The organism is Clostridium sp. MF28, assembly GCF_002969175.1.
Classification (GTDB): domain Bacteria; phylum Bacillota; class Clostridia; order Clostridiales; family Clostridiaceae; genus Clostridium; species Clostridium beijerinckii.
The window spans coordinates 4,820,105-4,832,950 of record NZ_CP014331.1; the positions used below are offsets into that span (position 1 = coordinate 4,820,105).

At 30.8% G+C, this 12,846-nt stretch carries 13 protein-coding genes; all 13 read left to right on the forward strand.

All coding sequences use genetic code 11. From position 1 onward, the window contains the following. The first annotated feature begins 15 nt into the window (after window positions 1-15). The 13 genes from nusA to dapG all read left to right on the forward strand — a co-directional run bounded on the left by nusA (window position 16) and on the right by dapG (window position 12,734). Window positions 16-1,212, forward strand: coding sequence for a transcription termination factor NusA (gene nusA / locus AXY43_RS21180; protein ID WP_011968536.1), 1,197 nt, complete (start codon window positions 16-18; stop codon window positions 1,210-1,212). A 13-nt stretch (window positions 1,213-1,225) separates the two neighbouring features. Then, complete coding sequence (rnpM, locus tag AXY43_RS21185; RefSeq protein ID WP_105412114.1) at window positions 1,226-1,492, forward strand: RNase P modulator RnpM; 267 nt, start codon at window positions 1,226-1,228, stop codon at window positions 1,490-1,492. Next, complete coding sequence (locus tag AXY43_RS21190) at window positions 1,485-1,796, forward strand: 50S ribosomal protein L7ae-like protein (RefSeq protein ID WP_011968538.1); 312 nt, start codon at window positions 1,485-1,487, stop codon at window positions 1,794-1,796. Before rnpM ends, AXY43_RS21190 begins: the two co-directional genes overlap by 8 nt. 26 nt (window positions 1,797-1,822) lie before the next feature. Further along, window positions 1,823-3,910 carry a translation initiation factor IF-2 gene (infB, locus tag AXY43_RS21195; protein ID WP_011968539.1) on the forward strand — a complete coding sequence of 696 codons (2,088 nt, stop codon included), beginning with the start codon at window positions 1,823-1,825 and terminating at the stop codon, window positions 3,908-3,910. Between the two features lie 17 nt (window positions 3,911-3,927). Beyond that, complete coding sequence (gene rbfA, locus AXY43_RS21200) at window positions 3,928-4,284, forward strand: 30S ribosome-binding factor RbfA (RefSeq protein WP_011968540.1); 357 nt, start codon at window positions 3,928-3,930, stop codon at window positions 4,282-4,284. Beyond that, entirely contained in the window at window positions 4,277-5,257 is a 981-nt protein-coding gene (locus tag AXY43_RS21205; RefSeq protein ID WP_011968541.1) for a DHH family phosphoesterase, read from the forward strand. Before rbfA ends, AXY43_RS21205 begins: the two co-directional genes overlap by 8 nt. Window positions 5,258-5,351: 94 nt before the next feature. After that, window positions 5,352-6,227 (forward strand): tRNA pseudouridine(55) synthase TruB, encoded by an 876-nt coding sequence (gene truB / locus AXY43_RS21210; protein ID WP_023973315.1) that lies wholly within the window; start codon window positions 5,352-5,354, stop codon window positions 6,225-6,227. A 57-nt stretch (window positions 6,228-6,284) separates the two neighbouring features. Beyond that, window positions 6,285-7,220, forward strand: coding sequence for a bifunctional riboflavin kinase/FAD synthetase (locus AXY43_RS21215; protein WP_011968543.1), 936 nt, complete (start codon window positions 6,285-6,287; stop codon window positions 7,218-7,220). A 119-nt stretch (window positions 7,221-7,339) separates the two neighbouring features. Continuing rightward, entirely contained in the window at window positions 7,340-7,603 is a 264-nt protein-coding gene (rpsO, locus tag AXY43_RS21220) for a 30S ribosomal protein S15 (protein ID WP_011968544.1), read from the forward strand. Window positions 7,604-7,709: 106 nt separating this feature from the next. After that, window positions 7,710-9,815, forward strand: a complete 2,106-nt coding sequence (locus AXY43_RS21225) for a polyribonucleotide nucleotidyltransferase (protein ID WP_011968545.1) — start codon at window positions 7,710-7,712, stop codon at window positions 9,813-9,815. A 49-nt stretch (window positions 9,816-9,864) separates the two neighbouring features. Further along, a complete protein-coding gene (locus tag AXY43_RS21230; protein WP_017210729.1) occupies window positions 9,865-11,172 on the forward strand; it encodes a M16 family metallopeptidase in 1,308 nt (435 codons plus the stop codon). 67 nt (window positions 11,173-11,239) lie between these two features. Further along, a complete protein-coding gene (locus tag AXY43_RS21235) occupies window positions 11,240-11,521 on the forward strand; it encodes a YlmC/YmxH family sporulation protein (RefSeq protein WP_011968547.1) in 282 nt (93 codons plus the stop codon). Window positions 11,522-11,537: 16 nt separating this feature from the next. Continuing rightward, window positions 11,538-12,734: an aspartate kinase gene (dapG, locus tag AXY43_RS21240; protein ID WP_077868866.1), complete on the forward strand. Its 1,197-nt coding sequence runs from the start codon at window positions 11,538-11,540 to the stop codon at window positions 12,732-12,734. Window positions 12,735-12,846: the final 112 nt, after the last annotated feature.

Consider the following 12,846-nt stretch of genomic DNA (forward strand, 5'->3'; position numbering starts at 1 on the left):
GAGGAGGGTATAAAAATGAATGAAGAGTTTGTAGGTGCTCTTAAAGAATTAGTTAAGGAAAAGGGGATTTGTGAAGATTTACTTTTTACAACTATTCAAGACGCGATGGTTGCAGCATATAAGAAAAATTATGCAAATGCCAATACAAATGCACAAAACGTGAAAGTTAATATCGATAGAGAAACAGGAGAAATACATGTATATGCTCAAAAGACAGTAGTTGATGAGGTATATGATGATGTAACAGAAATTTCATTAGAAGAAGCTAAAGAATTAAATCCTAAAAGTGAAGTTGATGATATTATAAGTTTAGAAGTAACTCCTAAAAATTTCGGAAGAGTTGCAGCACAACTTGCTAAGCAGGTTGTTACTCAAAGAATTAAGGAAGCTGAAAGAACTATAATATATGATGAATACAAAGAAAAAGAATTTGATATAATTACAGGAACTATATTAAGAAAAGATAAAGGTATTGTTTTTGTAAATTTGGGAAAATTGGAAGGTATAATAGGACCTAATGAACAAATTCCAAATGAGGAATATAAATTCAACGAAAAGTTAAAACTATATATAGTTGAAGTTAAAAATGGTAATAAAGGACCTCAAATACATGTATCAAGAACACATCCTGGATTAGTTAAAAGACTATTTGAACTTGAAGTTCCAGAAATATTTGAAGGCGTAGTTGAAATTAAAAGTATTTCAAGAGAAGCAGGTTCAAGAAGTAAAATAGCTGTATACTCTAACGATGAAGAAGTAGATCCAATGGGTGCTTGTGTAGGACCAAAAGGAGTAAGAGTACAAAGTATAGTTAATGAACTTAAGAATGAAAAAATAGATATAATAAAATGGAGCAAAAATCCAGAAGAATTTATAGCTAATTCTTTAAGTCCTGCAAAGGTGCTAAGTGTAGCGGTTGATGAAAATAATAAATCTGCAAAGGTTGTTGTTGATGATAATCAGTTATCGCTTGCAATAGGTAAAGAAGGCCAAAATGTAAGACTTGCGGCTAAACTTACAAATTGGAAGATAGATATAAAGAGTAAATCTCAAAAAGAAGCGCAAGATGAAGAAGATGAAAGAATTCTAAATACTGAAGTAGAAATTGAAAATGAACAAACTACAGATTTAAATGAATTAGAAATTTTTGATGATATTGAAGTTGATGATTCAATAGATGAAGAAACTTCAATGGAAGAAATACAAGAATAGAGGGGTGCTTTTCATGAAGGTTAAGAAAATTCCTTTAAGAATGTGCACTGGTTGCATGGAAATGAAACCAAAAAAAGAATTAATAAGAATAGTTAAAACTCCAGAAGGCGAGGTGTGTGTTGATCTGACTGGTAAAAAATCAGGAAGAGGCGCATACATTTGTAAGAACACAGAGTGCTTAGAAAAAGCATTTAAAGCAAAAAGACTTAGTAGAAATTTAGAAATTCCTATAAGTGAAGAAATTTATAATAAACTAAAGGATGAAGTAAATAATGAATAAGTTTTTTAACTTTCTAAGTATGGCAAAGAAGTCAGGAAACTTGCTTGAAGGATATAGCAAGTGTGATGACTATAGAAATAATACTAAAATTTATCTTTTTATCATATCTAATGATTTATCAGATAAATCTAAAGATAAATTTAAAAAGCATTGTAATGAAAAAAATATACCATATATTGAAGACTTCTCAAAAGAACAACTAGGACCTCCAATTGGACGTAAAGAAATTATGTTGCTGGGAATTCTAGATAACGATATAGCAAAAAGACTGTTAGCGTTATATGAGGAGGAAAAAAATATATGAGTAGATAATAATACGGGGGTGACTGCATGTCAAAAATAAGAGTACATGAATTAGCAAAAGAATTAAACATAGAGTCAAAGGAATTAATAACTATATTAAAGGAAGAATTTAATATAGAAGTAAAAAATCATATGAGTACAATTGAAGACGAAGATGCTGAATTAATAAAAGAATTATTAGCAGGAAAATCACCAAGCGATTTAGTAGCATCGGCTGATAATGCTGAGAATTCAAAAAGCATAGTTGACGTATATGAAGATGAATTAGCAGAACAACTTAACAAAGGTATAAAGAAAAAGAAAAAGACTAAAAAAGAAGAACAAGAAGAAGCAAGAATAGCTGCTGAAGCAGAGGCTGAAGGTAAAGTAATTGAAATTGGTGGAAGCATAACTGTTAAGGAATTGGCAGAAAAATTGCAACAACCTTCAAATGATGTAATAAGAACGTTAATTTTTGCCGGAGTTATGGCAGCAATAAATGCGGAAATAGATTTTGAAACTGCAGAAAAGGTTTGTGCTGAATATGGAGTTTTAGTTGAAAGAAAAGAAGAAATTCAAGAGTTAGAAGTATTAAAAATAGAAGAAGATGATGAAGAAAATCTTCAAAAGAGACCACCAATTGTAACTGTTATGGGTCATGTTGACCATGGTAAAACATCTTTACTTGATTGTATAAGAAAAGCAAAAGTTACTGATACAGAAGCAGGTGGTATAACTCAGCATATAGGTGCTTATACTATTAAATTGAACGGAGAAGAAATAACATTCTTAGATACTCCAGGTCATGAAGCGTTTACAGCTATGAGAGCTAGAGGTGCACAAATTACAGATGTTGTTATATTAGTTGTTGCTGCAGATGATGGAATCATGCCACAAACTAAGGAAGCTATCAATCACTGTAAAGCAGCAGGAGTTCCTATTGTTGTTGCAATAAATAAAATAGATAAACCAGGAGCAAATGTAGATAGAGTTAAGCAAGAATTAGCTGAACAAGGATTGCTTGCAGAAGACTGGGGCGGAGATACTATATGTGAAGAAGTATCTGCGAAACAAAACCTTAATATTGATAAGTTATTAGAGATGGTTCTACTTACTGCAGAAATGCTTGAACTTAAAGCAAACAAAGATAGAAGAGCAGTTGGAACTGTTATAGAAGCTAAATTAGATAAAGGTAGAGGAGCAGTTGCTAGTCTTTTAGTTCAAAATGGAACTTTAAGAGTAGGAGATTCTATATTAGTCGGATCTACATATGGTAGAATAAGGGCTATGTTTGATGATACTGGTAAAAAAATAAAATCTGCTGGACCATCTATACCAGTGGAGGTTCTAGGACTTTCTGAAGTTCCAGAAGCTGGAGATAGATTTAATCAAGTAAAAGATGAAAAAACTGCTAGAAATATGGCTGAAAGCAGAAAAGACAAATTAAAAGCAGAAACTTTACTTGCTAACCATAGAGTATCATTAGAAGATTTATATAATCAAATTAAAGAAGGTAAGGTTAAAGAGCTTGCTATAATCGTAAAAGCAGATGTTCAAGGTTCTGTTGAAGCTATAAAGCAATCTTTAGAAAAACTTTCTACTGATGATGTAAAGGTAAGAGTTATTCATGGTGGTGTTGGAGCTATAACTGAAACAGATATAACTCTTGCGACAGCATCTAATGCAATAGTTATAGGATTTAATGTAAGACCTGACAACAATGCGGCTGCTCAAGCTGATAGAGATGGAGTAGATATTAAATCTTATAGAATTATATATGATGCAATTGATGATGTTAAGTCAGCAATGATAGGAATGCTTGAACCAGATTATAAGGAAGTTATATTAGGAACAGCAGAAGTAAGAGAAACTTATAAAATTTCAAATGTAGGAACAATTGCTGGTTGTTATGTGCTAAAGGGTAAACTTCAAAGAAATGCAGAGACAAGAGTTATAAGAGATGGAATAGTAATATTTGAATCTGCATTATCATCATTAAAGAGATTTAAAGATGATGCAAAAGAAGTTAATGCAGGATACGAATGTGGTTTAACAATTGAAAAGTTTAACGATATTAAAGAAGGTGACATCGTTGAATGCTTCATGATGGAGGCAATTAAGAGAAAAGAACTTTAAAAGAGGTGAAGATCAACATGGCAAACTATAGAGGTGGAAGAATTAACGAAGAATTTAAAAGAGAAATTAGTAATTTAATTCAAAATGAAGTTAAAGATCCAAGACTTACAGCTATGATTTCAGTTACAGATGTTAAAGTTACAAAAGATTTAAGATATGCTAAGGTTTATGTAAGTATATTCTCTAAAGATGATGAGGAAAAGAAAAATAATCTAGAGGCATTAAAAAATGCAAGTGGATTTATAAGGAAATCAGTAGGCCAAAAAATAAATTTAAGGCACACACCAGAAATAATTATTGAATTAGATGACTCTATAAATTACGGTATGCATATGGATGAATTAATTCAAAGGATAAGTAAGGGCAATGAGTAGTCTTAAAGAAATAAAAGAAGAAATTTTAAAATCAAAAAGAATTGGATTATCATTCCATACATCTCCAGATGGAGATGCTATAGGCAGCACTTTAGCATTACTAAATGCATTAAGACATTTAGGAAAGGATTCATATATTATATCAAGAGATGTTATTTCTGATAACCTCTCTTTCCTTTCTTTTGCCAACGAAATTGATGGTAATACTTTAGAGCCTAAAGAGGGCACTGATCTTGTAATGATATTGGATTGTGGTAATGTTGAAAGAATTTCTGCAGATCTAAGTAATTACAAAGGTAAGATTATTAATATTGATCATCATATTTCAAATGAAGAATATGGATTTATAAATTATGTTGATGTAAGTGCAGCGGCTACATGTGAAATATCATATTTACTAGCAAAAGAGTTAGGAATTGATTTTAATAATAAAACTGATGTTGAAATAAATATAGGGAACGCAGTTTATACAGGGATTGTAACAGATACAGGTTCTTTTAGGCATTCCAATGTTACTAAGAGAACTCATAAAATAGTATCAGAACTTATAGAACTTGGAGTAAACAACAGTAAAGTCCATAGTAATCTTTTTGATAATAAACCATTTGAGAAAGTAAAATTAATGGGATGTGTGTTATCTAATATTGAGCTCGCTCTAGAAAATAAAGTAGCAGTCCTTGAGATACCGAAGGGAATGTTAGAGGAATTTAACTTAAAAAATACTGATACTTCAGATATAATTTCAGTTGGCCTTGGAATTAAAGGTGTAGAAGTTTCTATGCTTTTGAAAGAAGTTGAAGATGGAGTTAAAGGAAGCTTAAGATCTAAAAATGATGTGGATGTTCGAAAAGTTGCAGAAGTATATGGCGGTGGCGGGCATATAAAAGCTGCTGGAGTTATGCAAAAAGGTGTAGATATAGAAACTGCAAAAGAAAATCTGCTAAAGATACTTAAAGAAGAGCTCGACTCATAAAATATAAATTATATTTATGAAAAGTAAGTAATAACTTCACTTATATAAGGAAGGAATAGAGAATTCATATATGAAAGATACAAAAACTTCACAGATAAATGGAGTATTAAATATATTCAAAAATAAAGGAATGACTTCCTTTGATGTAGTTAGAAAAATAAAATTCTTGGCTAACGAAAAGAAAGTCGGTCATACTGGAACATTGGACCCAGAAGCTACTGGAGTCCTTCCAGTCTGCCTTGGAAAAGCTACAAAAACTATTGATTATATCATGAACAGTAATAAGGTATATGAGGTGAAATTTCTACTTGGAGTGAAGACAACCACATATGACCTTGAAGGTGAGATATTGGAGAAGAATGAAATAGATCATATTAAGAGTGATGAAGTTTCAGAGGTCGCATTATCCTTTATCGGAGAATATGACCAAGTTCCACCTATGTATTCTGCCCTTAAAAAAAATGGAGTAAGGCTCTATGAATTAGCTAGGAAAGGTATTGAGGTTGAAAGAGAAGCGAGAAAAGTTAGAATATTTAATATATCAGATTTGAAGATTGAATTACCTTATGTATATATGAAAGTAGCTTGTTCAAAAGGGACATATATTAGAAGTTTATGTTATGATATTGGTGAAAAACTAAAAGTTGGAGCAGCTATGGCAGAATTAAATAGATCTGAAACATCTATTTTTAAGCAATTAGATAGTGTAAACATAGATGATTTAACTAAGGAAAATATACAAGATTATATTATGACTATAGAGGATGCACTTTCTTTTTACCCTAAAATTACAGTAAAGAGTACATTTACTAAATTATTAATAAATGGAGTTAAAGTATTCGATAAGAGATTGACAAATGAAAAAAGAGAAAAAAATGTTCTATATAGGGTATATGATAGTGAAGGCATTTTTATAGGAATTGGAAAACAAGATGATGATGGATTCAAAATCGAAAAATTGTTGCTTTAGGCATCTTAACTAGTATGTAGCTGTTTTTCTGGGTGCCTTGATTTAGGAGTAAGGATAATGATAATTATAGATAAACATTCAAAAGATATTCAAAGTTCTAATAATTATATAGCTCTTGGAAGTTTTGATGGACTTCATATTGGGCATCTTTCTTTAATAAATAAAGTAGTAGAAGTTGCAAAAAAAAATAAAGGGAGAAGTATGGTTTTTACATTTAAAAACCATCCAAGAACTCTTATAAATAAAGAAAACTCAGTAAAACTTTTGATGGACAATGAAAGAAAAGCAAAAATTCTGGAAAAACATAAAGTAGATATAGTTTGCTTTAAGGAATTTGATCTTGAATTTATGAAAATGACACCAAAGGAATTTATAGAGTTTTTGATAGTTAATTATAATATCAAGGGGTTTGTTGTAGGGTTTAATTATAAATTCGGATACAAGAATTTAGGAAATGTAGAACTTCTAAGAGAATTGCAAAATGAATATGGGTATGAACTATATGTTATGGATCCACGTACATATAATAACGATGTTGTAAGCAGTACTAGAATTAGAAAAGCCATTCAAGATGGTGAGGTTTCAGAAGCTAATAAGATGCTCAGCATGCCTTACACATTAAGTGGTGAAATTATTCATGGAAAGAAAATTGGAAGAACTATAGGTTTTCCTACAGCGAATTTGAAATATGATGAAAATTTCATTTTACCTAAGATTGGTGTATATTATACTAATGTTAAGGTAAATAATAATATATATAAAGGAATCACATCTGTTGGATACAATCCTACGGTTGAAGGTAAAAATTTAACGGTAGAAACTTATATATTAGATTTTAATAAAGAAATATATGGAGATAAAATAGATGTGAGTTTTATAAAAAAAATCCGCGACGAAGAAAAATTTAATAGTTTAGAAGAGTTAAAGGACCAGCTCGAAAGTGATAAAGCTTTTGCGAAAAATGAGAATTGCATGTCGGCTTTAATAATATAGTTTACAATAATAGTTACTTTTGATATAATAACACAGGGAACCTAATTCTAAGTTGTAAGGTGCCATCTTTTACTTGGAACTAGGGGATAATTAATATAATACACGGAGGTGCACTTATAATGGATAAGGCAAGAAAATTAGAATTAATTAAAAAGTTTGGAAGAAGCGAAGGCGACACTGGTTCACCAGAAGTTCAAGTAGCATTACTTACTGAAAGAATTCAATCTTTAACTGAACATTTAAAAGTTCATAAGAAAGATCATCACTCAAGAAGAGGGCTATTAATGATGGTTGGTCAAAGAAGAGGTCTTTTAAACTATTTAAGTGATCAAGATATCGAAAGATATAGAACTTTAATCAAAGAATTAGGTTTAAGAAGATAATTTTTAGAGCGGAGTTTTCCGCTCTATTATTTTAAACTATACAAATTATAGAAAAATTATACAATATTATTAATGATTAGATGAACCTAAAGGGAGGTCATAAATTATGAATAACGTTCTAACGACTGAAATCGCTGGAAGAGAATTGAAAGTTGAGTTCGGAAAAGTAGGTATGTTATCAAATGCAGCAACATTTACTAGCTATGGAGACACAGTAATTTTAACTAATGTTAATGCATCAGAGCAGCCAAGAGAAGGAATTGATTTCTTTCCTCTAAGTGTTGAATATGAAGAAAGATTATATGCAGTAGGTAAAATTCCAGGTGGATTTATCAAGAGAGAAGGAAGACCATCAGAAAAAGCTATATTAAATGGTAGAGCTGTTGATAGAACTCTAAGACCTCTATTTCCAAAGGGATACAGAAATGACGTTCAAGTTGTTACTACAGTTGTATCCGTAGAAAAAGATAATTTGCCAGAAATCTTAGCAATTAATGCAGCATCGCTTGCATTATGCCTTTCAAGTATTCCTTATACAATTCCAGCTGCAGCAGTTCAAGTAGGAATTATCGATGGTAAATTCGTTACAAATCCAGATACTCAAGGTCGTGAAAAAAGCATTCTTCATTTAACAGTATGCGCTACAAAAGAAAGAGTAATGATGATTGAAGCTGGTGGACAGGAGATACCAGAAGATACTATGATAGACGCTATTAAATATGGTTTTGATGAGTGTCAAAAGATTATTGCATTCCAAGAAGAAGCAGTAGCTAAGTTTGGAAAGAAAAAAGATGAACCAGTATTATATGCTGTAGATCCAGAACTTGAAAAAGATGTTAAAGAATTTGCATCTGACATGATTAAAGAAGCAATGTATATCATGGAAAAAGATGAAAGAAATGCTGCTGTTGATGCAGTTTATGAAAAAGTTAATGAAGCATTTGGTGAAAAATATGCTGACAAAATGGGCGATATTAAGGAAGTTCTTTACACTATGCAAAAGAAAGTTGTAAGGCACATGCTTCTAAAAGATAAGAGAAGGCCAGATGGAAGAGCATTTGATCAAATCAGACCATTAGGATGTGAAATAGGAATTTTGCCTAGAACACACGGTACAGGATTATTCACAAGAGGATTAACTCAAGTAATGACAGTTGCAACTCTTGGTTCAATTAGCGAGATTCAAATTCTAGATGGAATAGATGAAGCTCAATCAAAACGATATATGCATCATTATAATTTCCCAGGATACAGTGTTGGAGAAGTAAAACCTTTAAGAGGTCCTGGTAGACGTGAAATAGGTCATGGAGCTTTAGCAGAAAGAGCTTTAGAACCATTAATCCCTTCCGAAGAAGAATTCCCATATACAATAAGATTAGTATCAGAAGTTTTAAGTTCTAATGGTTCAACTTCACAAGCATCAGTTTGTGGTTCAACATTAGCATTATTAGATGCAGGTGTACCAATTAAAAGACCAGCAGCTGGTATTGCAATGGGATTAATAACTTCAGAAGATTTAAGTGAAGAAGCAGTATTAACTGATATTCAAGGAATAGAAGATTTCTTTGGAGATATGGATTTTAAGGTAGCTGGAACAACAGAAGGTATAACATCTATTCAAGTAGATACTAAGCTTCAAGGTTTTAGTTTTAATGTAGTAGAAAATGCTATAAGAGATGCTAGAAAAGCTAGACTTACTATAATTGATAAAATAAACGAATGTATTTCTACACCTAAAGAAGATGTTTCATTATATGCTCCAAAAACACAAATTATGAGCATAAATCCTGATAAGATAAGGGATGTAATAGGAGCAGGTGGTAAGGTTATAAATAAAATTATACAAGATACAGGAGTTAAGATAGATATAAAAGAAGATGGAACTGTATTTGTAAGCTCAACTGATCATAATGGTGTTAATGAAGCCATAAAGATAATAGAAGGATTAACTAAAGAAGTTAAAGCTGGAGAAGTTTATCTTGGAAAAGTTACTAAAATAACTACATTTGGAGCTTTTGTTGAGATTTTACCAAGTAAAGAAGGATTAGTTCATATTTCTAAGCTAGCTAAGGAAAGAGTGAACAAAGTAGAAGATGTAGTATCTATTGGAGATGAGATTTTAGTTAAGGTTACAGAAATTGATAACCAAGGTAGAATAAATCTTTCGAGAAAAGATGCTTTAGTAGAACAAGAAAATAAGGAAGAGAAATAAAGGGCAATTAATTGCCTTTTTTTTAACTAAGAAGGAGGGCAAGTATAAAATGTATAACACATATACCCTTAAAAATGGATTAAGAATTGTAACAGAAAAAATAGAACACTTAAATTCTATCAGTGTTGGAGTAATGGTTCAGAATGGTTCTAGAAATGAGAGTCCAGAAGTTAATGGAATATCCCATTTTATTGAGCATATGTTTTTTAAAGGAACTGATAAAAGAACTTCTAAAGAAATAATGGAGGATATTGAGAATGTTGGAGGACAGATCAATGCTTTCACAAGTAAAGAAGCTACCTGTTATTATATTAAAGCATTAGATACCCATCTAGATTTAACGTTAGATGTCCTTTCAGACATACTTTTAAATGCAAAATTCGATCCAGAAGAGATAGAAAAAGAAAAAGGCGTAGTAATTGAAGAAATTAATATGAGTGAAGATTCGCCGGAAGATGTATTAGATGATGTGCATTCTAAAGCTTGTTTTGGAAATGAGTCGTTAGGATATCCTATTTTAGGAACAATACCATTGGTAAAGTCATTTACTAGAGAAAAGATATTAAATTTTATTAGTGAAAAGTATACGCCATATAATTCTGTAATATCAGTTTGTGGTAAATTCAATGATAAAGAGTTAGATGAATTGATTAATAAATATTTTGGTGAATGGAAAAGCAAAGGTGAATATACTCCAGAATATGATAAAACAATAATACAAGTTGATTCTGCATATGCAAAAAAAGAAATCGAGCAGCTTCATATTTCTCTGGGATTAGAGGGATTACCTTATGGAGATGAAAACAATTACGCATTAGTGCTACTTAATAATATATTTGGAAGTGGTGCATCTTCAATCCTTTTCCAAAAAGTGCGAGAAGAATTAGGATTATGTTATTCTATAACATCTTACCTGCAACCATTTCAGGGAGTTGGAACTTTAAATATATATGCCGGATTAAATAGAAATTATGGAGAGAAGGCTTTAGAAGTTATAGAAAAAGAAATTACTCTATTTAGTAAGAACGGAATAACTGATAAGCAGCTTGAAATAAATAAGGAGAAAATTAAAGCTAATTATATTTTAGGGCTTGAAAGTACTAGTTCGAGAATGTTCTCGAATGCAAAGACATTCTTGTTTAGAAATAAAATAAAAACTCAAGAAGAAGTAATAAAGAAAATAGATAATATAAGAAAAGATGATATACAATACGTCTTAGAAAGATGTTTTAAAAAGGGAGTTATAAATGCAGCGTATGTTGGGCAAGATGTAGAATATAGTAAATTAGATTCTATAATACTAAAGAGTGCCAAAGCATATGATAACTCAAATCATAATGGTAAAATTAATTTATAGAAGATTATGTAATAATACACCTCCTTTTCTCATATTATTTTATGAGTACTAAAAGGAGGTTTTTATTATGAGCGAAGAAAATAAGGTGAAATATTTAAGTGACATAGAGAGATACGAACTTATTAATATAAATGATGGTGAAAAATATGATTATCTATTGAATAATGATCTAATAATAGATGAAGAAGGAAATTTTAAATATTTAATAGTTAATTTAAGTGGCGGAAAATTTAATCTATTTAGCAGTAAAGATTTTTTAGAAATTCCATGGGATTGTGTAAAAAAAATTGGTGCTAAAACTATCATATTAGATGCAGATGAGGAAGTAATAAAAAAAGTAAAGTTATAATTCAGGAGGAAATTTAATGAAAATAGTTGTACAAAAGTTTGGAGGAACTTCAGTATCCACTGAAGAAAATAGAAAGAAAGTAATTGAAAAAGTTAAGAGTGCTATTAAAGATGGATATAGTCCTGTTGTGGTAGTATCAGCAATGGGAAGAAAAGGTCAGCCATATGCAACAGATACATTATTATCATTAATAAGCGATAAATTTAAAAATGCCAATAAGTTAGCACAAGACTTATTAATGACATGTGGAGAAATTATAAGCTCAGTTGTTATGAGTAATGATTTGTATAATGCAGGAATTGATGCTGTACCACTTACTGGCGGACAAGCAGGAATATTAACTGATAATAATTTTACTGATGCAACTTGTATTGAGGTGAAACCTAAAAAAATACTAGAGTTAGTGTCTCAAGGAAGAATTCCTGTAGTAACTGGATTTCAAGGAATGACTGAAAACGGATATTTAACTACTTTAGGCAGAGGGGGAAGCGATACGACGGCTTCTATTTTAGGAGTGGCCCTTAAAGCGTCAGAAATTGAAATATATACTGATGTAGATGGAATCATGACAGCAGATCCAAGAGTTGTTGAAAATGCAAATTTAATTGATGTTATAAGCTATAATGAAGTATTCCAACTAGCAGATAAGGGGGCAACAGTAATTCATCCAAAAGCTGTAGAAGTTGCAATGGAAGGAAATATTCCTATATTAATTAAAAATACTATGAGCAATAGTAAAGGAACTTTAATAAACAACTTTGGAGATAAAAGCAATGACAGGATAATGACAGGAATCGCAAGCCAAAAGAATAGAATTCAGATTTCTATAAGGGCTGCAGAAAATCAAGGAAATGTAAAATACAAAAATGTATTGGATTTATTAGCTGCAAATAAAATAAGCTTAGATCTAATAAATATATTTCCTAATGAACAAATTTTCACTATAAATCAAGTGGATAAAGAGATTTTAGAAAATGTTCTAAATAGTGCTAGTTTAAAGTATACTTTGATAGACAACTGTAGCAAAGTAGCGGTTATTGGTTCTAGAATGAAGGGAATACCAGGAGTAATGGCTAAAATAATCAAGGCATTAAGGGATAATAATATAGAAGTATTACAAACAGCGGATTCTCATATGACAATCTGGTGCTTGGTTCACTCTGAAAATGAAAAAGAAGCAATAAATGTTTTACATAAAACTTTTAAACTTTAATATAACGGAAGTTTAATTAAATGAGTTCTATGAGTTTTTATATAGAGTAAGTTAAATTAATAAAATAATAGATTTGGGATTCAAAAGGAAAATTGGCTAGTTGGGTAAGTTC

Bases quoted from the DNA above. Each gene is read 5' to 3' on its own strand.
- nusA (WP_011968536.1), top strand. From the start codon at position 16: ATGAATGAAGAGTTTGTAGGTGCTCTTAAAGAATTAGTTAAGGAAAAG.
- rnpM (WP_105412114.1), top strand. From the start codon at position 1,226: ATGAAGGTTAAGAAAATTCCTTTAAGAATGTGCACTGGTTGCATGGAA.
- AXY43_RS21190 (WP_011968538.1), top strand. From the start codon at position 1,485: ATGAATAAGTTTTTTAACTTTCTAAGTATGGCAAAGAAGTCAGGAAAC.
- infB (WP_011968539.1), top strand. From the start codon at position 1,823: ATGTCAAAAATAAGAGTACATGAATTAGCAAAAGAATTAAACATAGAG.
- rbfA (WP_011968540.1), top strand. From the start codon at position 3,928: ATGGCAAACTATAGAGGTGGAAGAATTAACGAAGAATTTAAAAGAGAA.
- AXY43_RS21205 (WP_011968541.1), top strand. From the start codon at position 4,277: ATGAGTAGTCTTAAAGAAATAAAAGAAGAAATTTTAAAATCAAAAAGA.
- AXY43_RS21215 (WP_011968543.1), top strand. From the start codon at position 6,285: ATGATAATTATAGATAAACATTCAAAAGATATTCAAAGTTCTAATAAT.
- rpsO (WP_011968544.1), top strand. From the start codon at position 7,340: ATGGATAAGGCAAGAAAATTAGAATTAATTAAAAAGTTTGGAAGAAGC.
- AXY43_RS21225 (WP_011968545.1), top strand. From the start codon at position 7,710: ATGAATAACGTTCTAACGACTGAAATCGCTGGAAGAGAATTGAAAGTT.
- AXY43_RS21230 (WP_017210729.1), top strand. From the start codon at position 9,865: ATGTATAACACATATACCCTTAAAAATGGATTAAGAATTGTAACAGAA.
- AXY43_RS21235 (WP_011968547.1), top strand. From the start codon at position 11,240: ATGAGCGAAGAAAATAAGGTGAAATATTTAAGTGACATAGAGAGATAC.
- dapG (WP_077868866.1), top strand. From the start codon at position 11,538: ATGAAAATAGTTGTACAAAAGTTTGGAGGAACTTCAGTATCCACTGAA.